At 46.4% G+C, this 22,935-nt stretch carries 19 protein-coding genes; 6 read left to right on the plus strand and 13 right to left on the minus strand.

Going from position 1 to position 22,935, the window contains the following annotated elements; all coding sequences use genetic code 11:
* Positions 1 to 215: 215 nt before the first annotated feature.
* Positions 216 to 1,187, plus strand: a complete 972-nt coding sequence (locus FO446_RS29035; RefSeq protein ID WP_221869137.1) for a globin-coupled sensor protein — start codon at positions 216 to 218, stop codon at positions 1,185 to 1,187.
* Between the two features lie 346 nt (positions 1,188 to 1,533).
* Here FO446_RS29035 and mutL read toward each other — a convergent pair whose 3' ends face one another.
* The 6 genes from mutL to miaB form a co-directional block, all read right to left on the minus strand.
* A complete protein-coding gene (mutL, locus tag FO446_RS16775; RefSeq protein WP_221869138.1) occupies positions 1,534 to 3,606 on the minus strand; it encodes a DNA mismatch repair endonuclease MutL in 2,073 nt (690 codons plus the stop codon).
* A 24-nt stretch (positions 3,607 to 3,630) separates the two neighbouring features.
* Entirely contained in the window at positions 3,631 to 6,219 is a 2,589-nt protein-coding gene (gene mutS, locus FO446_RS16780) for a DNA mismatch repair protein MutS (RefSeq protein ID WP_237898569.1), read from the minus strand.
* Positions 6,220 to 6,308: 89 nt separating this feature from the next.
* Positions 6,309 to 7,598, minus strand: coding sequence for a putative amidoligase domain-containing protein (locus FO446_RS16785; protein ID WP_237898571.1), 1,290 nt, complete (start codon positions 7,596 to 7,598; stop codon positions 6,309 to 6,311).
* 110 nt (positions 7,599 to 7,708) lie between these two features.
* Entirely contained in the window at positions 7,709 to 8,269 is a 561-nt protein-coding gene (gene cotE / locus FO446_RS16790) for an outer spore coat protein CotE (RefSeq protein WP_173607950.1), read from the minus strand.
* 136 nt (positions 8,270 to 8,405) lie between these two features.
* Positions 8,406 to 8,849 carry a YlbF/YmcA family competence regulator gene (locus tag FO446_RS16795; protein WP_237898576.1) on the minus strand — a complete coding sequence of 148 codons (444 nt, stop codon included), beginning with the start codon at positions 8,847 to 8,849 and terminating at the stop codon, positions 8,406 to 8,408.
* A 6-nt stretch (positions 8,850 to 8,855) separates the two neighbouring features.
* Positions 8,856 to 10,367: a tRNA (N6-isopentenyl adenosine(37)-C2)-methylthiotransferase MiaB gene (miaB, locus tag FO446_RS16800; RefSeq protein ID WP_048033378.1), complete on the minus strand. Its 1,512-nt coding sequence runs from the start codon at positions 10,365 to 10,367 to the stop codon at positions 8,856 to 8,858.
* 332 nt (positions 10,368 to 10,699) lie between these two features.
* Between miaB and FO446_RS16805 the strand changes: the two genes are divergently transcribed.
* From FO446_RS16805 to cbpB, 4 genes are all read left to right on the plus strand, one after another.
* On the plus strand, positions 10,700 to 11,947 hold the full coding sequence (locus tag FO446_RS16805) for an S-layer homology domain-containing protein (RefSeq protein ID WP_173607951.1): 1,248 nt from the start codon (positions 10,700 to 10,702) through the stop codon (positions 11,945 to 11,947).
* Positions 11,948 to 12,112: 165 nt separating this feature from the next.
* Positions 12,113 to 12,955: a lipoate--protein ligase family protein gene (locus tag FO446_RS16810; RefSeq protein ID WP_173607952.1), complete on the plus strand. Its 843-nt coding sequence runs from the start codon at positions 12,113 to 12,115 to the stop codon at positions 12,953 to 12,955.
* Between the two features lie 58 nt (positions 12,956 to 13,013).
* A complete protein-coding gene (locus tag FO446_RS16815; protein ID WP_173607953.1) occupies positions 13,014 to 14,153 on the plus strand; it encodes an acyltransferase in 1,140 nt (379 codons plus the stop codon).
* A 265-nt stretch (positions 14,154 to 14,418) separates the two neighbouring features.
* Entirely contained in the window at positions 14,419 to 14,889 is a 471-nt protein-coding gene (cbpB, locus tag FO446_RS16820; RefSeq protein WP_173607954.1) for a cyclic-di-AMP-binding protein CbpB, read from the plus strand.
* A gap of 67 nt (positions 14,890 to 14,956) precedes the next feature.
* Here the strand turns inward: cbpB and FO446_RS16825 are convergent, their stop codons facing one another.
* From FO446_RS16825 to FO446_RS16835, 3 genes are all read right to left on the minus strand, one after another.
* Complete coding sequence (locus tag FO446_RS16825; RefSeq protein WP_221869144.1) at positions 14,957 to 16,057, minus strand: YheC/YheD family endospore coat-associated protein; 1,101 nt, start codon at positions 16,055 to 16,057, stop codon at positions 14,957 to 14,959.
* Positions 16,058 to 16,220: 163 nt separating this feature from the next.
* On the minus strand, positions 16,221 to 16,781 hold the full coding sequence (locus tag FO446_RS16830) for a tRNA 5-(aminomethyl)-2-thiouridylate-methyltransferase MnmM (RefSeq protein ID WP_047067757.1): 561 nt from the start codon (positions 16,779 to 16,781) through the stop codon (positions 16,221 to 16,223).
* A gap of 33 nt (positions 16,782 to 16,814) precedes the next feature.
* Entirely contained in the window at positions 16,815 to 17,564 is a 750-nt protein-coding gene (locus FO446_RS16835; protein WP_173607956.1) for an MBL fold metallo-hydrolase, read from the minus strand.
* A 53-nt stretch (positions 17,565 to 17,617) separates the two neighbouring features.
* Between FO446_RS16835 and FO446_RS16840 the strand changes: the two genes are divergently transcribed.
* The gene (locus tag FO446_RS16840; RefSeq protein ID WP_173607957.1) at positions 17,618 to 18,652 is read left to right on the plus strand and encodes a YkvI family membrane protein; all 1,035 of its coding nucleotides are present in this window, start codon (positions 17,618 to 17,620) and stop codon (positions 18,650 to 18,652) included.
* 46 nt (positions 18,653 to 18,698) lie between these two features.
* On the opposite strand, the gene FO446_RS16845 is transcribed toward FO446_RS16840, so the two are convergent.
* The 4 genes from FO446_RS16845 to spoVS all read right to left on the minus strand — a co-directional run bounded on the left by FO446_RS16845 (position 18,699) and on the right by spoVS (position 22,817).
* Positions 18,699 to 19,565, minus strand: a complete 867-nt coding sequence (locus tag FO446_RS16845) for a 2-oxoacid:ferredoxin oxidoreductase subunit beta (protein ID WP_047067761.1) — start codon at positions 19,563 to 19,565, stop codon at positions 18,699 to 18,701.
* Positions 19,537 to 21,315 carry a 2-oxoacid:acceptor oxidoreductase subunit alpha gene (locus FO446_RS16850; RefSeq protein ID WP_173607958.1) on the minus strand — a complete coding sequence of 593 codons (1,779 nt, stop codon included), beginning with the start codon at positions 21,313 to 21,315 and terminating at the stop codon, positions 19,537 to 19,539. Before FO446_RS16850 ends, FO446_RS16845 begins: the two co-directional genes overlap by 29 nt.
* A gap of 193 nt (positions 21,316 to 21,508) precedes the next feature.
* Entirely contained in the window at positions 21,509 to 22,447 is a 939-nt protein-coding gene (locus FO446_RS16855) for a dipeptidase (RefSeq protein ID WP_237898577.1), read from the minus strand.
* 109 nt (positions 22,448 to 22,556) lie between these two features.
* Positions 22,557 to 22,817 carry a stage V sporulation protein SpoVS gene (gene spoVS / locus FO446_RS16860; RefSeq protein ID WP_003385776.1) on the minus strand — a complete coding sequence of 87 codons (261 nt, stop codon included), beginning with the start codon at positions 22,815 to 22,817 and terminating at the stop codon, positions 22,557 to 22,559.
* Between the last annotated feature and the right edge of the window lie 118 nt (positions 22,818 to 22,935).

The raw sequence follows: 22,935 nt of genomic DNA on the forward strand, positions 1-22,935 counted from the left end.
CAACATCCCCAAACTAATACCCCCAAATCCCATACATCTTCCATGTTCTTAGTTGCAGGGATACTTGTTTCTTAAACACGTTATGTTTATCACATCAGTATATATTTCATAAATATTTCATTTTTATTTAACATTTTATTATAATCTACCATTTTATTTTTGTTAGAATCTGAAAGAGTTTCACATTACATATAAAGAAAATAGGGGTTGGTATCATGATTGTACTGGATAACAAATGGAATTCACTTAGGCTGTTCTACGGCCTAACAAAAGAAGACTTAGACCTTTTGTATTCACACAAGGAATTCTTCAGCACTCACTCAAAAGAAATCGTAGATTGTTTTTATGAAGAATTGGAAAAACATCCCAACTTGGATCGATTGATTCGTACAAATGTAACTATGGACCAATTAAAGAACATGCAGATTTGGTATATCGAAACACTTTCTTCTCCTGTTATTGATGAAGAATATGTAAATAGCCGAAAACGAATCGGAACAACCCATGCGAGAATTGGATTGTCTGCTTCTTGGTTTTTGGGTGGATACTCACTGTATTTACGTCTTTTTTCAGAAAGAATTCAATCGCTAGAAAACTCAACTGCATTTTATCAGGCTCTTATCAAAAGAGTTTTTTTTGATTCTGCAATTATTCTTGAACAGTATATCGGTGACACGATGCGTGAAAATGTAAGCTACCGCCACAATATGGAGCAAATGGCAGCCGAATTGACAGCTACAACCCAGGAAGCGCTTAGAATCTCTTCCGTCTTCACCGACTCCGCAACCAAACTATATGAATACAATGGTGAGATCGCTCATTCCATGAATGTGTTAAAGGAGCAGAATGAGGAGATTGAGAAACTTAGCGGCTTCGTAGCAGATGTTTCTACACAAACCAATCTTCTAGGCCTTAATGCTGCGATTGAAGCTGCTAGAGCTGGAGAGCACGGACGTGGCTTTACCGTTGTTGCTAATGAAGTACGTAAATTAGCCGATAAATCAAATGCCTCATCGAAAGACATTTACCAATCTCTACAGAACATTAACAATCAATTACTTAAAATTGATCAACAGGTCTCATTAACAACTGTTTCCGCTGAGCAATTAGATACTACTTCCGAGCAATTATTTTCTATCATCCATAAACTAGACGAAATTTCTCGTCGTCTTCAGAATAAACATTAACTGCTTCTGAACGGCCAAAGGAGCTTACTTCTTTGGCCGTGTTCTATTATGTCGCTCCTTCCTATCCCACGCTACCAGGACCGTCATGTTATCTGGTTCAAAACGTTTCCACGCTGTCGTACAAAAGTACAGAACTCAATATTATATAAACTGATACTCCCCTACCTTTCGTTTTTTCAATAAAAGAAGAAATATATCTGTATTCGTATCCAATGATCCCATTTGTCATTTGCCTCGATAGAAGAAGCTCTGTTCCAGCATGAGATTTGTTTTATTGACTTTTGTTTTTTCCGCTTTCTTTTACAGTAGAATACCCTCCCCGGATTTCTCCGCAAGAGGGCACAGTTCACATCACACGCTTAAACATTTTTTCTAAGTCATATCCAGTAAAATGAATCACAATCGGCCTTCCGTGTGGACACGTATACGGACTGCTCGTATTACGCAGTTGGTTCAGCAAGCTTTCCATTTCTGCATGCGTCAGGAAGCGGTTCGCTTTAATCGATGCTTTGCAGGACATCATGATGGCAGCTTTTTCGCGCATCAGCACGACATTGGCTTGGGCGTTTTCTCCCGTTTCCAGTACAAACTGAATGAGCTCCTCAATGACCTCCAGCTCAGCCCCTTCTGGGAACCAATGTGGATGAGCGCGAACGATAAAGGTCCGCCCACCAAACGCCTCGATCTCCAAACCAAACGATTGCAAAAGCGAAAGTCGCTTCTCCAGTTTGCTTGCCTCTGCAGCCGTATATTCCACCGTATGAGGAAACAGCATAATCTGGCTGGAAATGTCCTCTTCTGCAAGCTTGTCCATGAAGTACTCGTAAAAAATCCGCTCCTGCGCGGCATGTTGATCAATTAAATACATGCCTTCGTCATTTTGCGCGACGATGTAGGTGCCATGGACTTGACCAACTGGGTACATGACCGGAACAGGCGAATCCGTTTCATTTTCATTGGTGGTTTCCAGGAGTGGCGGCGCTTGTTCAGTACCTGCCACTGCTGAATTGTCCTCGCTGCTGATTTCATTAGATGGATGCACAGGAGATGGTGCCTGGGCAATGTCCAATTGTACCGGAATCCGAGTCTCGTGAGGTTGGAAAGCTTCCCTCGTGTCCGTTTGATCCAACAAAGTCGCCTGCACGATTTCATGCGAGGTAGTCTCTACCTTTGCAACTTCCAGCTTTTCATAGTTGGCTGCAGTCTCTTTCACCGTACCGTTCTCAATGGATGGCGCGGTATGGGCCACCACATCTACTTGCTTACTTGGCGTTTCTTGCTTGGCCATCCATTCCTGGAGTCGGGGACTCGCAGCTAATAACGGCGATTGTGGAGTATCAGGCTTGGTGATTTGCAGGTCAAACTGCGGTTGAACGACCTGGGTGACGACCTTAGCTTTTGGTTGCGTAATCATGGGTCTGACAATCCCCAAGCCTTGTCTCAAAGTCTCTTTTACCGATTGTTCTATTGCACTGCACAATTCATCTTCTTTACTGAATCTCGCCTCTAGTTTGGCAGGATGTACGTTCACATCGACCAGTGACGGATCCATTTCGATCTGCAAGGCCACAATCGGATAACGGCCGATCGGTAACAATGTATGATAACCGCGCATAATCGCATTGTTGATCGAATAGCTGCGCACGTACCGACCGTTTACCAGTGTCGAAAGGTAAGAGCGATTCGCCCTTGTCACTTCCGTCTTCGAAAGAAAACCAGACCACTTATAGTCGAGGGTCTCCCCTGCAATTGGAAGCAACAGCTTCGCGACTTGCACACCATAGATTGCCGCCATGACGTGCAACAGCTTTCCGTCGCCAGATGTTTGCAAGAGTGTCTTGCCGTTATGAGTCAGCAGGAAGGAGATCGACGGATGCGTGAGTGCAAGCCGGTTCACATAATCGGAAATATGTCCGACTTCCGTAGCGATCGACTTCATGTATTTCAAGCGAGCAGGTGTGTTGAAAAACAAGCTGCGTACACATACTTCCGTCCCTTTAACAGCGGCTTTATCGGAAATCGTTCCGAGCTGCCCACCTTCAATTAAGAGATGAGTACCTACCTCACTGCTGGATGTACTGCTCGTCAACTCCATACGCGAGACTGCTGCAATACTCGGCAGTGCCTCTCCACGAAAGCCCAGTGTACGAATGCGGAACAAATCACGAGCGTTGCTGATTTTACTCGTGGCATGGCGCTCAAAAGCCAGCTGGCAATCTTCCCGATCCATCCCTTTCCCATTGTCAACGATCCGAATCATCTCCAGACCGCCTTCCTCTACGTGGATCTCGATTGTCGTTGCACTGGCATCAATTGCGTTTTCGACCAGCTCTTTGACAACAGAAGCCGGTCTTTCCACTACTTCCCCTGCAGCAATCATATTAGCGAGATGCTCATCTAAAACGTGAATGGTTCCCATGAGTGCCTCCCCTCCGGACGAACCCTATCGCTTTTTCAATTGCTGTTTCCATGCATATAGTTTCATCATGGCGTCCATTGGCGTCGTTGAATTCAAATCCAGCTCGCGCAGTTCAGCCATAATCGCTTCTTCCTCCGCTGACGCAAACTGCATCGGTTCTTCACGCACCGCAGCAACTGGAGCCGTCCATAGCGATTCGAGCGACATTTGCACGTCACTCGCTGCATTTCCATTCCCTGCGCTTCCACTCGCTTCAAGCCCGGTTAAGATACTGCGCGCCCGCTCAATGACCCAGGTCGGCATTTCCGCAAGCTCTGCCACATGAATTCCATAACTTTTATCTGCTCGTCCTTCTTCAATTTTGTGAAGGAACAAGAGCTTTCCTTCCCGTTCTTCGCATCGAGCATTGACGTTCACGACACCACTCAACGTCTCTGCCAACCCGGTCAACTCGTGGTAGTGCGTGGAGAAGAGCGTTTTGGCACCGATTTTTTGACAAATGTACTCAATGACTGCTTGTGCAAGCGCCATTCCATCGTACGTCGAAGTCCCGCGGCCAATCTCATCGAGCAGAATCAAGCTCTTCGCTGTTGCTTTTTGCAGAGCGTGTCTGGTCTCCAGCATTTCCACCATAAACGTACTGTGCCCGCCTACCAAGTCGTCGGCTGCCCCGATTCGAGTAAAAATCTGATCGACAATCGACAGTTTGGCCTGTTTAGCCGGAACAAAGCAACCGATCTGTGCCATCACCGTGATCAAGGCAATCTGTCTCATGTACGTACTCTTACCTGCCATATTCGGGCCCGTAATGAGCAAAACTTGACGATTGGTCTGATCCATCTCCACGTCATTTGCCACGTATTTTTCGCGCTCCAGAACGGCTTCTACTACTGGATGACGCCCTTCTGTAATAACGTATTCGCCGCTTTCCACAAGCTCAGGGCGTACAAATCCCCGCTCGTCACTTACCGTAGCAAACGCCTGAAGAACGTCCACAGATGCAATGCGCTCCGCGAGGTTTTGCAGTCTTGGTATATGCTTCGCGACTTCACTTCTTACCGCCACGAACAGTTGGTATTCCAGCTCAATCATCTTTTCTTCCGCTTCCAGAATAAGGGCTTCACGTTCCTTTAACTCTGGCGTGATGTACCGCTCTGCATTGGCCAAAGTTTGCTTGCGCTCATACCGACCAGCCGGAACGTTGGCAATGTTGGATTTCGATATTTCGATGTAATAGCCGAACACCTTATTAAAGCCTACTTTAAGTGAACGAATTCCAGTCGCTTCCCGTTCCCCCTGCTCCAGTTGGGCAATCCACGTCTTCCCTTCACGACTTGCTGTATGGAGCTTGTCCAGGTATTCATCATATCCCGTCCGAATCATGCCGCCTTCACGAACCGATATCGGTGGATCATCCACGAGCGCATGAGCCAAATAGTTGACGATATCTGTACACTCATCCATCCCTTGCGCCAGTTCCATCAATACTGGGGTATTCGTTTGGATCATATACTGCTTTAGCTCTGGAACTGCCTCCAAAGACATCCGTAGCTGAATGAGATCTCGTGCGTTCGCATTCCCGTAGGAAATACGACCCGCCAGACGCTCCAAATCATAGACACGATCCAAGCAAGTCCGCAAATCGGACCGAAGCAGCATGTCACCCTTCAAGGCTTCCACAGCGCTCAAACGTGCTTCCAACTGATCGCGACTGAGCAATGGACGCTCAATCCATCTGCGCAAAAGACGACCACCCATTGCCGTTTGAGTCCGATCCAACAGCCACAACAGAGAGCCTTTTTTCGTCTTATCGCGAATAGTCTCTGTCAATTCCAAGTTACGTCTGGAAAAGCCGTCCATTTGGAGAAACTGCTTTGCATCGTACTGCTTTAACAGGCGCATATGAGCAAGGCTGCGTTTTTGCGTCGTCCCTATGTAGAACAAGAGAGCATTGACCGCCGCTCGCATGGATAGATCCAACCCTTTGGCCTGCTCCGCATATTGACTATCTACCGCAAATGCGTCCAGTTGGTGCGCATCCACGACAGTAGATGGCAGTGCTGTCTTCGGCAAAACAGTGAGGCCAAAAAAGACGAGCTCCTTGGGGCGATATTGCAAGGCTTCATCCAGAACACCCTCTGCCTGTCCCACCAAAGAGGTAACGTACATCTCGCCTGTACTCATATCACACGCAGCAACACCCGTTCGCCCTTCTACTTGGGCCAACGCCGCCATGTAATTATTTTCCTTATCCGTCAGCCATTTGCCTTCCATCATCGTACCTGGAGTAATGACACGTGTAACTTCCCGGCGAACGACCCCTTTTGCTTCTTTGGGATCTTCGACTTGCTCGCAAACGGCTACTTTATGTCCTTTTTTTAGTAGCTCTGCAATATAGCCGTCTGCCGCATGATGTGGAACACCACACATTGGTATGCGCTCAGAACCTCCACCATCACGTCCCGTCAGTGTAATTTCCAGCTCACGGGACGCAAGGATGGCGTCATCAAAAAACAGTTCATAAAAATCGCCCAAGCGAAAAAATAAGAAAGTATCCGGATAATCTTTTTTGATAGCCAGATACTGTTGAATCATCGGGGTATATTGAGCCATGATTTTCTTCTCCTAGCCTACTCATTCTCGTCGCTATTATAACATGATTGAACGGTAATGTTGACCCTACATCCGATGGTAGTATCCGTTTATGATAGCTTCCATATCTTGCGCAGGTCTTCATCCGTTTTCCACGATTGGCACTCGATTAAAAAAGCAAAATATCGATCCAAATGTATACGTGACAGCGTATAGCCTGGCAGCTCCTTTACTTCTTTCCAGACTTGGACTACGTACGGCAGGAGCTTTTCTTTTTCGCCCTGGTAGTACGCTTTGATAAGTGGGAGCTTTAGATGGGGCATCGCTTGTAGCTTCTCATGATTGGTTGCAACCAAATGGGCCAAATGAAGAATACCTCGAGCGACGAGGGGATCAACGAGCCAACTAGGGAGTGTACGGTATTCGAAACCATAGTCCTTCTCCCTTACATCCCCCAAAAATCCATAGCGCTCTCTGCGGCTCATACAGCCTGCATCCTCAATCAGAACAAGGGGAAGAGCCAAGTACGCATCCAGCTTTCGCCGAAGAGAAAAAGTCGGTGTGAGCCCGCCAAAATGAATATGCCCACCGATTGGATAACCTTGAAACGGCATTCCGCCAGCGAGCCATTCGATAGACGAATTCCCTATTTTTTTGTATGCGAGTGCCAAATTATCGTAGATATGCATAAATAATTGATCAGGGTCCTCCGACGGCGCAGGTCTCAACTCTGCAACCGGGTGCTGATGGAGACCTAATTCTTCCCGGTAACGTGTCGTATCACATCCAACCGTCCCATTGATGCTCAGGAAGTCAGAAGCAAGTGCCATCTCTCCTGTGGGCTTGCGTAAAGCAAATTCGGGATCTGCCCCCATACTTTGCAGCTTTTGCGGCTGTTTGCGCATCCGAGCTTCCCACCACTCTCGAGCCCGCTGCATATATTCGTCAGCTTGCTTGGCTGGCCAATTCGGTTCTACCTCGACGACCTTGAGTCGATGGGGAGAGGCCGCCATGACCGTCACTTGACCCGCATCGGCTCCGGCGGCATACAAACTGCGCACAGCCAGCCCTTGCACCACCTGAATCTCTGGTTCAGCGGAAGGCAAGGAGACAGAATGCCACTCGGGTTCCTGTAGGCGGTGCAGTAGCCATTGTGATTGCTCCTCGCTTCTGGCGATATCCAGTACATAGTCTTGGTAAAGGCATATCCTATATGTTCGCCAGCCCGGTCGCGCTGCTTTTCCTGTTGTTACAGGTATTCTCCCTTGCCGGAGCAACCAGCGACCGATTTCAGGACGATGCAAATACGCTACCACTTCTTTAGCGTTGGCCGTCATCGGTTGTGTTGCTGGCGTTTCCTGCTTGTTTGCTCGCTGACTCGCCCTTGTGCGTAGAATCATGCCCTCCACACTCCCCCGCTATTCTCTCGTTATCTTATGAATGCGCCCAGAAAAACGTGTGAATGGTACGTATCCGAAAAAAAGAAAAAAGAGGAGATAATTTCTCCTCTTTAGTCGAGCTCGTCGAGTAGCGTAGCGGAATCAAAGTCATCATACTCGTCACTGTTATCTTCAAAGTCGTCAACCAGATGGAATTCTTTGTCATCACAACTATTGCAGACAACAACGCACACCTTTGTTTCTCCAATGACCTCTACTGCATATTCGCTTTCAACTCTGACCGTGATTGTGCTACCACCACTTAACTCCGCTTTTATGCACTTCGGTTGCTCCACGGCGCGTGCAACGATTTCCAGATCGCCTCTGCAGTTTTTGTCGAAGAACGTAAGCGGTACGAGTACGGAGAACTGAACAGTTTCCCGCTTGACTTCGGTTTGCGTGTTATTAGCAAACGAAAACCACAGGTTGACGTCATACGTACCAGATACTTCAACGGCATCTCCGACTTTCTCTGCTTGGAAGTTCGTGTTTATAACCCAGCATCCGAGGATCGTCGAAGGAGTTTGCGACGGTATGATGGTGTGGGTGGTAGTAGAAAATTTATGGCCTTTGCCGCAGACTGCTTTCGCGATAAGTTCCCGGCACTGTAGATCTTTGTCTATACCCGACATTTCGTTACCTCCTCCATACAACGTTTCTGTACATTTGTATGCAGGGCATTCGACTAGCGTGCAAACAACCACCTTATATTTGGGAAAGTTGTTGGGTATTCATCAAAACAGCGCCGGGAAGGCTTTCTATCAAGAATTAGGAGCAGCAGCCGTCAGATTTTTTCTTTTCAGGCCCGCCACCCGTCTCTCCGGTCAATGGGTTTCCGCCTGTATCCAAAATAATACGCTCCGAAACGGTGTTCGTGATCACGTTCGTAACCATTTGCAAAAGATCGTTCACATCGACCTGCGATTGCTTGAATTCCGTAACGATTGGAATGGAATCCAGCTCCTCATGCAATTGGTTGTATTCGCCTTCCACTTTTTTCACCAGTTCCGGCTTGTTGATGGATTCAAACATCACCATTTGCTTTTGTTTCTGCTTCAATGTATCAATCAAATCTTGCACACGTTCATTGTTCTTGATTTGCTGTTCGGCACGTTTGAAGAAATCAACTTCATTTGTACGCGCGATCATGGCTGCAAGCTCACGAGCTTTATCGAGAATTTCTTTCTGGGTATATACGTTTGTTTGTTCCATTATGACCTACACCTCAACTTTGGATACGAGTTCACCGTGGAGTGTCCACGTTTTCGCATCTGTAATTTTTATGTGAACATACTGTCCGATCAAGGATTTGTCGCCGGTGAAATGGACCAGCTTGTTCGTACGTGTACGACCCGCAAGCACTTCCGCATTCGTCCTCGATTCGCCTTCCACGAGTACCTCGACAACCTGATCCTGCAGTTTTTTGTTCTGCTCCAGTCCGATGCGAGCCAAAACTTCATTGAGTCGATACAGGCGCGCTTTTTTCACTTCCATCGGAACGTTGTCTTCCATGACAGCAGCCGGTGTGCCTTCACGTGGGGAGTAAATGAAGGTATAGGCAAAATCATATTTGACCTCTTCCACCATCGAAATGGTATCTTCGAACTGCTCATCGGTTTCGCCTGGGAAGCCAACAATAATATCGGTAGAAAGCGAGACATTCGGGATCGCGTCCTTGATTTTGCGAACGAGCTCCAGATAATGCTCACGCGAATATTTGCGCGCCATCCGCTTGAGTACTTCTGTCGAACCGGATTGGACAGGCAAATGGATTTGCTCAACCAGGTTGCCGCCTTTTGCAAGAACCTCGATCAAGTGGTCGTCAAAATCACGCGGATGACTTGTCGTAAAGCGCACACGCGGGATATCAATTTTACGGATCTCGTCCATCAGGTCCCCAAAGCCGTACTCGATGTCCTCAAAATCTTTCCCATACGCATTGACGTTTTGTCCAAGAAGCATGATTTCTTTAAAGCCTTGGCGAGCGAGATCACGCACTTCTGCGATGACATCTTCCGGGCGTCGACTGCGCTCTTTTCCGCGGGTATACGGAACGATGCAGTACGTACAGAACTTGTCGCAGCCGTACATAATGTTAACCCAGCCCTTGGTGTTTCCTTCACGGAGCTTCGGCATATTTTCGACGATATCGCCTTCCTTGGACCAAACCTCAATCACCATTTCTTTGCTGAACATCGCATCGCGCAACAATTCTGGCAGTCGGTGAATATTGTGCGTTCCAAAAATCAAGTCGACCTGCTGGTAGCTTTTCAGGATTTTCTTGACGACTTTCTCTTCTTGGGACATACAGCCGCAAACACCGAGGATCAGATTTGGGTTGTTGTTCTTGAGCCGCTTCATGTGGCCGAGCTCTCCAAATACTTTATCCTCTGCATTTTCGCGGATCGCACAGGTGTTAAATAGGATGACATCCGCATCTTCGACAGAATCAGAGGAAGTATAACCCATTGCCTGCAAAATACCAGAAATCGTCTCCGAATCATGCTCGTTCATTTGGCAGCCATACGTACGAACGTGATAACGCTTTCCTTTTCCGATGTTCTGCATATCTTCTGGGATATTAAAATCGTAATGGACTAAAATCTCTTCCTTACCACGCTTTTTCGCATCTTTCAGAGAGGGGGCCTGGAAGTATTTCGCATAGTCTTCCGTTTTCTTTGGAGACTTAACGGATTTTAAGTCCACAGTCGCCTCTTTCGTTTCCTTCATCATATATCACCTCAGCTATAATCATCTACATAAGTAACCAATAAAGAATTATATCATTTTGGGTGATACAAAAGCCAATGCATAATAACCATTATGAGGCAAAATATGTACGAAACGGCGAGAGACCGTTCCCTATCGAAAAGCGTTCCATCCAAATCAAAGAAGCATGTCCTTCCATTTCTACATGCTCCTCCTTACCCGCCAATTTTTTCGAAACTCCGTCTTTTTTCCTATTTTCACCATAATATTTTTTTCTCCTGCAACAATACAAGCCCACTAACCGTCTGAATAGCAGTCAACAAAAACTACATTGCCATTTTGAGGAGGTTAACATGAAAAGAGCACTAGCCGTATTCCTGTCGGTGTTGATGTTCTTAACGGTTATCCCAGTCGTTGGTGCCGCTTCCACCCCTTCGTTCTCAGACGTTCCACGTAGCCATTGGGCATACAAGGAAATTACGGAGATGGCGGCAAAAGGGATCATCAAAGGGTACGACAATCGGACATTTAGACCGAACAATGAAGTTACCCGCGCCGAATTTGCAAAAATTATGATCGCTGCAGCAGATGTAGATATAAACAAAAGCTACGTCGACCAAACCTTTAAAGATGTACCGCGTCATCACTGGGCATTTCTGTATGTGGAATACGCCAAGCCTTACTTGACTGGTTACAAATCCGGCTCCACCTACACGTATAAGCCAGATCAAGCGGCAGTACGTGAAGACATTGCTGTCGCATTGGTACGCCTGTTGGGCTACGATCAAAAGTACAAAGCCGACTTGAATCAATTGAAAAAGTTCCGTGATTACGATGATATTTCGTCAGCACTGCGTCCGTATATTGCGATTGCAATCCAAACCGATCTGATGAAAGGATACAATGGCAATTTCCGTCCACAAGATCCAATTACACGTGCGGAAGCTGCTTCTCTGCTCTATCGCGCTATTTTGGATCGCGACGATGATGATGAGATCAAAATTGTTTTCCCTACCCCTGGTCAACCGAAACCACAGCCAGAACCAGAGCGAATCAATATCAGCGACTCCTTCTCTGATTCCAAATTGAAAAACTGGAATACAGACAAAGCAACAGGAAACTGGGAGGTCGCGAGCAAACAAGTGACAGCTGAATCCGATGACGATGATCTGGATCACTACTTCCTGCCATTGAATTGGAACGAGTCTGACAAAGTGAAAAAATACGAATTGAGCGTCGATGTTAATGTCGTAGGTAGTGAAGGTTTAGGAGGCCTTTACTTCAACGGTAAAGACGGAAAAGCCAATGTTGTATTCGTCCAAAAAGATCGTGTTGTTTTAGGAAAAGTGAATGATGTCGAAGAAGACGATATTGACATCATTACTTCTAGCTCCTACAAGCTGAAATCCAGCAATCGCTTAAAAGTAGAAGTTAACGAGAACACTGTTTCCATTTATCTGAACGATCAATACTTGTTCGGTCAACAGTACGTGAAACAAGAAGGCACAAAGCTCGGTCTGTACCTGCAAGAAGATGCGACGAAAGGTGCACCTCGCAAAACGACTTACCTGGACAATTTCTCCTTTAAAGAGACCAAATAAAGAACCATATTTTGACCCGACAAGCTATCTTGGCCTGTCGGGTATTTTTCACTCTACTCCATATGCATGTTCTACCAAATGGAAAAAAGATAGCGAAAACGTAGAAATAGACGCATTTCAGATGTTATAATGGTAGCTATTCTTGTCCTGTGAAGGAGCCTTCCGATGTCATTTTCTGTTAATCAACCGTTTCGCTGGATGGACTCCGGTACTTACCAGGATAGTCCACTTGAGCCTTTAATTCGTGATGAAGCGTTGGCAGCAAGTATGCAACATGAATCAGCAACACCTGTCATTCATCTCTGGGTGTACGATCAGGCGCTGTATCTCGGCCGCAGAGACGCCAAGCTTCCCCATCTACAGCAGGCCTTGCGCAAGTTCGGTCAAGATGGCTTTGGTTGTGTTCTTCGCTCGTCTGGTGGCGCTTGTGTTCCGCTTGATGCTGGTGTACTCAATATGGCTTGTTTATTGCCCGACACGTCGATTTCCATTGACTCCTTCTTCTCGTTTGTTGCCCAGCTTCTTAATGTGGGCCTGCGTGATTACGGAAAGCTGGAATTTGGAGAAGTGACGGGTTCGTACTGTGCAGGGGAATACGATTTTTCCATTCACGGTAAAAAAATCGGAGGCATGGCACAAAGACGCACGCGACACGGCTCTATTTTGCAATTATGCATTAACGTAGACGATCGACCTCGCGGGGAATGGATGGAGCGCTTTTACCGTCTCGCCGGCTTGGATGAAATGCAGAGTCATAAGCCAATTCCTTCCATCGATGCTTCGACCGTTGGCAGCATTGCAAGTTTGACTGGAAAATTGGCCACCATGGATGATGTAAAAGCACGTCTATTGGAGACAATCCGTTCTGAGTGGGCTGTATCACCTACCCCCTTTTATGTGCAAAATGAGTTAGTGACAGAGTCGAGGCAACATTTGTCGCAGCGATTACACTTATTTTCTTATACCGCAAAAGAACTGGCCGCACCTGACTGGCACTTACCCGAATAACGGGCATTTTACTTGCTTTTGATTCTCCAGGTGCTGCCGGTAAAATTCTGGAGGAATTATGAATAGCAATCGAAAGGGGACGTTTCAGGATCTGAATGCCCTTTTTGTTTTTGGGGCTCTTACTGTCTTGATGATTCACATCCTCAGTTTTTTTCTCGCAAATGAGAAGACGTATCCGTGGAATAGTGATTTGCAAGCCGTTCTAATTATCTTATTAAAATTCGGTCGCTCCTTGTTTATCTTTGCAACGGGAATGTTGCTGTTTTACTGGTATCAAAACCGACAATTGGATTGGCGTGCTTTCTGGAAAAAACGTTGGCGCGCGGTTATTTTGCCTTACGTAATTTGGACAGCCATTTTCACCTATTTTAAACATCAAACCTTTGACCCGGCCGTGCTGGTAGAACCGTTTTTCGATAGTCTGTTTACGGGTAGCTCTTTCTACCACCTGTACTACATTCCGCTTTACTTGCAATTAAGCTTGTTGTTTTGCCTGATTAAACCGTGGATGGAACGGTACTTGAATTTCCGTTGGATCATCGTTCTATTTATTGGACAAGCGGGTTTGTACGTTCTCTACCACTATTTGTTCATTACGCCGTTATGGGCTATTGATTGGGCAGCAAACCCATTCTTGTCCCTCATGAAGCACACTTATGTTTACGGACAGCATTATGTTTTCATGTACGTATTTACTTTTGCACTCGGCGCTTATGCCGGGATGAATGTGGATAAATGGCGAACATGGGTGAAACGACTTCAAATACCTTCTATCGTCGTGATGGCAAGTGCAGCCGTTTGGCTGGCTTACAGCTATCTTTCCGGGTACAAGAGCTATTACGAGAGCATGAATATTTTCGAGCCGCTTTACTTGGTCTACACACTCTGTGTAATCATCAGCTTTTACCCTGTATCCAGTTATCTAGGCAAACTGCCTAAACTCGGTCCATGGCTTGCCCGGTTGGCCAAACAAAATATGGCTATCTATTTGGTCCATCCGTTGATCTTGTTTTTACTGCAGAGCTACGTCATTCATCGACTTGGCTGGTCGACGCCGTCAATGGTTCTCGGCATGTTCGTGATTACACCGCCACTCTGTATTTTCCTTTACGAGTTGACGACGATGTCCTTTTGGTTCAATCGAAAAAAACGGGTGGAAGCCAAACCCATTTTTAAAAATCAAACGTATAAAGCGTAAGGGAGGAACTGGTTTCCTCTAAGCTCCTAATGTAAAAAACAACAGGATCTCGCATACTAGAACTAGGGACGATTGTTCCACACCTCGATTACTTGCCTGGCGTAACTGCCGGGCTTTTTTTGTTTGAAGCCTCTCCAAAGCCTTGGCAACGCCAAGTTTTCTAAATGTAGCCCTACCGTTTGTATCTCTCTTACGGTATCATAGAAGGGGACCACAGGCAGTTCTTACTGCTATAGACGACAGAAAGAAAAGGTGGTGGATCTGAATGAATCAAGAGATCCCTTTGTTACATATTCCGATCAAAGACCTCATAATCGCGTCCACAAAGGTCGCACATGTGCAGCTAGGTAATTCGCTTGAGCACGCCCTGCTAGTTCTAATCAAGTCAGGCTATTCAGCCGTTCCTGTACTGGATCATCAGTATCGGTTGCATGGGTTAATCAGCACGAATATGATCATGAATAAGACTCTTGGTTTGGAGCGCTTCGAGACTGAGCGTATGTCCGAACATACAGTAGATGATGTGATGGATACGAAGGTCCCTCGATTGCGTGACACCGATGAATTTTTGAAAGCTTTAGAAGTGTCGATAAATCACCCGTTCGTTTGTATTGAAGACGACGAGCACTATTTTCAAGGAATCTTGACTCGAAAATCGATATTGGCTTTGGTATATCGCCACTTTCGCAACCTGCCCTTTCCTTTGGCTGACCAGCAACAGCCGGCAGAATCGTAGGTCACCGTATACGAAAAGACGGGGCATTAAATGCCACCGTCTTTTTCACATTCTTCTGTATTTCTTCTTAGAGCAATTGGCTCGGTGCTAGAAGCTGATGCTTCCGTTTCTTTTTTTCAGCGAGCAATGTCTGGGCATATTCCAGCGGATGACGGTACGTTTGTTTAAACATCGCCTTCTCTCCTGCTTTGAAAAAAGAATAGCGTTGATCACGCACATTGACTTCGATTAAATACGGATTGCCTCGCTCGTCAATTCCCATATCCATCCCTAAGTCTGCTAATGATGAAAAATGGCGACCGTACTGCTTCGCAATTTCCACCGCCGCTATGCTCACTCTTTCGATAACCGCTTGTTGTTGTTTCACCTCAGGAAAGATGGGGGCCAAAGCTTCCGAAAATGGTACTGCTGTCCCTCCTCGAGAGAGATTGCTCAGCTTGTTTTTCTTATTGGCAACCTTGGCAACCATCCCGCTCACAGTCCACTGTTTCTCTTTGTTTTTCTGTACCGAAACACGAATATCAAATGTTTTTCCTCCATAGTGCGCCAAAGGAATTCCTTGTTGGATCAAAAATCTTTTGTTGCCGACCCAACGTCGCACCGTGGAGAGTAACTGCGAACGAGATAAGATCTGCCGTTTTTTCGATGCAATGAAGTGATAACTGCCTCCGTGCCGTTCAATACGTGCTACCCCAATTCCAACAGATCCAATTGACGGCTTGACGTACACCACCTGGTATTTATCCAAGAACAGACGTAACTGCTCCATGGAATAAGGCACTGTATGCGGCAGATAGCTGCGAATCTGTTCGTTTTTCCAGAGCATCTGATGTACTTTTCTCTTATCCCGTACAACCAAGCCATTGAATACCGTCTTCTTTTGGCTCAATCTTCGAATCACATTCCGCGCTTTTGCATCTCCTGTCAAAACACGATTGTGGATGACTCGCGGGACTGAAACCAGTTGTGAAACAAGTCGGTTTCCGTTCCAAAAATATCCCTTAACCCGTTCATCTCCTGGCCTCACATGCCGCGGATGGAAAAAAACAGGCTCCAATCCAAGCTCTTTACCGATTTCAACATAATAAGGCAGACGCTCATATGACTTGATGCCATGAATTCCTTTCTCCATAAGGGCCCAATCCAACATTATCCCGATTCTGTCCACGTAGATCCCCCTTGCCACATTGCTCTACATAGGGTATGTGCCAGAAATGGCAAGAGCGTGCCTATTTTTGTACACCTATCAGCGACACGACAAAATATTGCATTTCCATCGGAATGATGTCGGATGCTGCGCTTGCCCGGGAAAGGATCGCGTTGCGTTCTTTCTATTGTCCCCTGCGTTCGATGGCAAGTAAAAATGGCGCTTGGTTTTGCTGATTAATGTATTGGTATTTTAAAACCAAATAATCCAATTGACTTAGCTCGTGGCAAAATGCTTCCACTGCCTCTTTTTCCGTCTCTCCCGCCGGATGCCCCCAATAAATCATGACTGTCATGATTCCGCCTGGTCTGAGTACCCTCAACCCTGATTGAATCGCTTGAATGGTACTGCTCGCTTGTGTAGTGATTTCCTTGTCTCCACCCGGCAAATAGCCCAAATTAAACATGATCGCCGCGGCACTAATTTCCAGCTTGTCAATTTCCTCATGACTGGCGAGCTTCATTTCTACCCTGTTTGCCAGACCTTCTCTCTCGAGTCTCTCGCGCGTTTTCTCGATCGCCTGCGGCTGGATATCGAAGGCGATTACTTTCCCTTCTTCTTGTACCAATTGCGCTAAAAATAAGGTGTCATTTCCGTTCCCCATCGTGGCGTCAACAACCGTTTCTCCTGCTTGTACGCGTTCGCGAATTAATTTGCGTGCGACTTCTAATACATTTGGAAACAAAGTCACCTCTCCTCTCTATGTAGACAAATAGCGTTATAAATCAATTTGCAGACCGATGCTCGCCGCATAAACTGGACCTGCGACAAAGGCATTTGCCTCCGCGATTACTTGAGACTCCTCATAGCCGTAAAACAAATGGGTAATTAATAGCGAGCGACAGGATAGGGATTGTGCCAACTCTGCCGCTTGGCGAACAGACAGATGCCCATTTGGCTTCGCTGGTAAATTGTAATCCAGATAGGTCCCCTCGCAAATAAACAAATCCGCTTGATTGGCAAAGCCCTCCCAACCTGTTCCTGGTCCACTGTCAGCTCCGTATACGAGGACATGTCCCTCCGCTTCCAAACGCATGGCGTAGCATGGATCTCCGTCACCATGGTCTGTCCGTAAAAAAGTGATCGAGACATCCCCAATGGCAACAGACGTTTCTTCGGTGATGGGGGTAAATGTGGTCGCATCTCGATACACCAATGTCTGAGCATTAGCCACTGGCAACGCAGGGGCGTAGATCGGAAGCGGCTTGTCAGCAGGTCTTTGGCCAAATAACTGATGAACCATCAAACCGTACTGCATGACTCCTACATCCGCAACATGATCATGATGATAGTGGGATAAGAACATGGCATCCAGCTCATAAATGGGCAAATGCTTGCCTAACTGCCCAAGAACACCGCTGCCGCAGTCGAGAAGAATTTTGACTTGGTCTGTCTCGATCAGGTAACCCGGAGTAGCACCTCCTGGGCCAGGATAAGGAGATTGATAGCCTAACACGGTAACGCGCATATTCGGTTCACTTCCTCTCATAGGATGGAGTAAGGTGGGACAGGAGGTCTGGGATGCAAGGAACATGGAGAGCCGCATGGCAGATCGCTTTTACGTATATTGGGACAGTCGTAGGAGCTGGTTTTGCCTCAGGCAAAGAAATTGTAGAGTTCTTTGTTCAATATGGAACACAAGGCTTGGTAGGCATCATTCTGGCGACGACGCTGTTTATTTGGGCCGGCATCCGCGTCATGCTGATTGCCTATCGAATTCAGGCCGATTCCTATCAAGAAGTCAGCATCTATTTATTTGGGCATCCGTTTGGCACTGTATTTAATACCTTGCTTTTAACCGTATTGCTAGGCACTACCTCCGTCATGCTCGCTGCCACCGGTGCGATCTTTTGGGAGTCTTTTCGATTATCTCCCCAAATTGGCATTTGGTTTAGCATGATTTTGATTTTTTTCGTGACGAAAAAAGGGCTGTTTGCCATCCATCAAGTGAACAGCATTTTTGTTCCGATGCTCATTGCCTTTACTGTACTTGTCTTCCTTTACACGAAGCCATGGTTAGATACGAATGTCGTCGTTGAATCGTTACGGCCTTGGGCGTGGCTTAGTTCTCCCTTTTATTATGTTGCCTTAAATGTCACACTTACACAAGCTGTTTTGATTCCGATGGGCAGACAGAGTCCCAGCGAGAAGCCTCTTATCCTAGGGGGAATCATAGGAGGGTTAGGAATAGGCCTTCTACTCTTGCTCGCTTTCGCCTCTCTGTCTGTAAAAATGCCGGGAATCCATCACGCGGAAATGCCCATGATCGCTGTCCTGCAAGGCTTGGGACCAACTATTCCCTTTTTGTTCTCCCTATTGGTGTACGCCGAAATTTTCTCGACTCTTGTGGCAAACGTATTTGGCCTTGCCCAACAGATTAGACAAGTTATCCCCCTTCGAGGTCCGACTATTTTACTAGGGATTTTGCTCATTTGCTATTTGATCAGTTTTATCGGGTTTAGCTCACTTCTACGTTTTCTATACCCACTCTTTGGTCAATTGGTTGTCTTTTTCCTTGTCATGCTCGTGTACAGGCAGTGGCGCGATCGCATGTAACAAAAAAACCTCTCCCGTTAAGGAGAGGTTTTTCACTCTATCAAACTTAAGCAAATTCTTTAACCAATTTTTCGAAGTCTTCTTCAGACAAACGAATGTCTTGGTTAGCCAAACCTTCTTCTTTGAAGCCATTTACGAGAGCTTCGTAAGGTTTTTGCTCAGTGTTTTGGTAGATCAGACCTGTAATCAGGCCTTTGTGTTGCATGGAAGTAGACATTGCTTTGATACGGTCATGTGGATCGTATCCTTCGATCGTGTCTACTGGTACGATGTTCTCTTTGAACCAGTCGTACGTATTTACCTTGTTGTAGGTTACACAAGGGCTGAATACGTTGATCAAGGAGAAGCCTTCGTGTTGGATACCTTTTTCGATCAGTTCAGTCAAGCCCTTCAGATCGCTGGAGAAGGATTGAGCAACGAATGTCGCACCAACAGACAGCGCCAGTTCAACTGGAGAAATGGAGGACTCGATGGAACCTGCCGGTGTAGACTTAGTCACGAAACCAGTCGCAGAACGCGGGGAGGTTTGACCTTTTGTCAGACCGTAGATTTGGTTATCCATTACGATGTACGTGATGTTCATGTTACGACGGATAGCGTGTACAGTATGGCCCATACCGATCGCGAAACCATCCCCGTCACCACCAGCTGCGATAACTGTCAGCTCGCGGTTCGCCATTTTCACACCTTGTGCGATTGGCAGGGAACGTCCGTGAATACCGTGGAAACCATAGCAGTTGATGTAGCCGGAAATACGACCAGAGCAACCGATACCGGAAACAACCGCCAGATTTTCAGGTTCCAGGCCTACGTTCGCTGCGGCGCGTTGAATAGCCGCTTGGATGGAGAAGTCTCCACAGCCTGGGCACCAGTTTGGCTTAACGTTATTTCGAAACTCTTTCATAGTCGCCATGTTTTACCAGCTCCTTCACTTCAGCATAGATTTCCTTCGGCAGGAATGGGTTACCGTCATATTTAAGCACGGATTCGATTTTTTCAGCGTTTCCAACGTGTTGTTTGAGCAAGCTTGTTACTTGCGCTTGGGCGTTGTGCTCTACAACAACAACTTTCTTCGCTTTGTCTACGAGTGCTTTGATTTCTTCAGTTGGGAACGGATGCAGCAAACGAATTTGTGCATGGTTTACTTTGATTCCCTCTTGTTCCAGACGGCCTTTTGCTTCTTGAATCGTACCAATTGTAGAGTTGATACCCACAACCAGGACATCCGCATCAGCGTGAGGAGCATCTGCAGTTACAGCGCCTTTGAAGTTTTTCAGGACGCCTTCCATTTTGCGCATACGTTTATCCATTTGTTGAATACGGTTTGCAGCATTCTCAGATGGACGACCAGTTTGATCATGCTCTACACCAGTTACGTGGTGCAGACCGTATTTTTGACCAGGAATTACACGAGGAGAAACGCCGTCTTCTGTTACTTCATAACGTTTGAACAGGTCGTTTTGCTCTTTTTCTGGCAATTCTTGTCCAGCAAGCAGTTTTCCGCGACGGATTTCTACTTTGCTGTAGTCAAATGGAACAACAGTTTGTTTGCCCAAGGACAGCGTCAAGTCTGTCATCAGGATAACAGGCAGTTGGTATTCTTCCGCAATGTTAAACGCTTCAACTGCATCGTAGAAGCACTCTTCTACTGTGCTTGGCGCGATAACTACTTTTGGAATGTCACCATGCGTACCATAGATCATAGCATTCACATCGGATTGCTCGATTTTAGTAGGCATACCAGTGGATGGGCCACCACGCTGTGTGTTCACGATTACAACAGGTTGTTCCGTGATACCAGCCAGACCAATTGCTTCCATCATCAGGGACAGACCAGGACCTGCAGAAGCAGTCAAGGAACGAGCACCTGCGAAGTTAGCACCGATTGCCATTGTAATAGCAGCAATCTCATCTTCTGTTTGGATAACCGTACCGCCCAATTTAGGCAGCTTTTTAATCAAGTATTCCATTACCTCGGAAGCAGGTGTGATCGGGTAAGCTGGCATGAAACGGCAGCCTGCTGCTACAGCACCCAGAGCGATCGCATCGTTACCGATGAGGAACAGTTGTTTTTGTGGGTCAGCCTTTTCCATTTGGAACTCAGGCAGTTGACCACCGGTCAATTCATTTACAAAATCAAAACCGCGGCGAATGGCATCCATGTTCTTTTCAACCACTTTTTCGCCCTTGCGGAGGAACATATCTTCAACGATGGGACGGAAGCTTTCCACTGCAATGCCGAGGATGGCACTGGAAGCACCAATCGACACCATGTTTTTCATCAGGGAAGTTCCCAGCTCATCAGCGATCTCAGTCAGTGGTACAGTGAAGAAGCGAACTGGCTTCAAGCCGTCCGGCAACTTTGGATTAAATTTCGCATCCGCGATAATGATACCGCCTTCACGAAGCTCATGCGCATTGAAATCGATCGTCTCTTGGTCAAACGCTACGAGAATGTCCAGATCGTCAGAGATCGCACGCATAGGCGTTGTGCTCACGCGAATTTTATTGTTCGTGTGTCCACCCTTAATACGGGAAGAGAAGTGACGGTAGCTATACAGATGGTACCCCATCCGGTTCATCGCCATCGAGAAAATCTCACCAGTACTCTCGATGCCCTCCCCTTGCTGTCCTCCAACTTTCCAGGAAAGTTGACTAATCATTCAGATTCCACCCTTTCAGTGACTGTGAGAAAAGCTGCCTATCACACCTTGAAAAGACTGATAAGATGTGACATTTCTGTGCATAGACAGTAACAATTGTAGTCCTGTCCATGTCAAATTGCAAGTGCTTTTACTCAACTTACTTTTGACCTGAATTTTAATGTTGAACTTGGTACATTAATATCCTCATGCTTTATTGTAGCACGTTTCCGAAAACACGCAACCAATTTCCTTGCACAAATTTCAATACTTCCGCCTCTTTATAACGTTTTAACAAAGCTTCTAGTAACTGGGAGTAATCTGCTGCGGATACCATATCTCCAAACGTCTCGGTAATCCCATCGAAATCGGAGCCAAAACCTACGTGGTCTACGCCACCCAATGCGCAAATGTGATCCAAGTGGCGCAACAAGTCGTCGATCCAGACCGTGCGCTTCTCCGATACGGTAAAGAAGTCTACAAACGTCAAGCCAATCGCGCCATCTTTGGCGATTAACGCTCGAATTTGCTCGTCCGTCAAATTGCGAGAGTGATGACATAGGCTTCTCACGTTTGAGTGTGAAGCGATCACGGGTGCTTTCGAGCATTCTAGTACATCCCAGAATCCTGGATCGGCTAAATGCGAAACATCAATAATCATCCCCAGCCGATTCATTTCATCAATGACTTCTCGTCCAAATGAAGTAAGTCCACCTGGATTCGGCTCTCCATTTCCACTCGCTAGAGCATTGCCATGATTCCAGGTCAGTGTCATTCCTCGTACACCAAGCCGATACCACGTACGTAGCTGAACGAGGCTCTCTTCTAATGCATGCGCACCTTCTACAAACAGAATAGCCCCTTTCTGTCCCTTTAATACGCATTCAGCCAAATCTGCCTTTGTAAAAATGGAACGGAATTGATCACCTGCCACCTTTTGATAAAAAATATCGATCATTTCTAGCACAGTATGAAAACGTCGTCCAAACGGCACCTGAGATGGGACGAAACAGGCAAGCACTTGTATGTCTACATTCCCTTTTTCAAGAGCGGTAAAACCAGATTGCAAGAGCTTGTCTTCTTTATAAAAGTCCAGCTCGGGATTCTGCCATAGCTTGCATAATACATCGCAATGCGCATCAAAGATTTTCATATGGAAACGCTCCTTCTCTTCGATAACTTCGGAGGGTCATACTTCTGGACAAACGAAAAAACCTGTTCATTCTTCGAACAAACAGGCAGGTGATGCATTTGCAGTTGTATCATCTGGGTTCTACGATTAGTTTGATTGCAGTTCGCTCTTCTCCATCAATCACGATGTCGGTAAAGGCTGGAATACAAATGAGGTCAACTCCACTCGGCGCTACGAACCCTCGTGCGATTGCTACTGCCTTCACAGCTTGATTAAGCGCCCCAGCGCCAATGGCTTGGATCTCAGCTGCTCCTCGTTCACGAAGAACTCCGGCAAGGGCACCAGCAACGGAATTGGGGTTAGACTTTGCTGAAACTTTTAATACTTCCATCCTTTTTGAACCTCCCGTCTGATAGGAATCCTGTCATCATTAGTATGATATTCGCATAACCCCTAAAAATTCCTGCTAACTTGCTTGAAAGATTCAAAAAATTCTAATCTTATTCCCA

This window comes from Brevibacillus brevis (assembly GCF_022026395.1).
In the GTDB taxonomy this organism is placed as follows: domain Bacteria; phylum Bacillota; class Bacilli; order Brevibacillales; family Brevibacillaceae; genus Brevibacillus.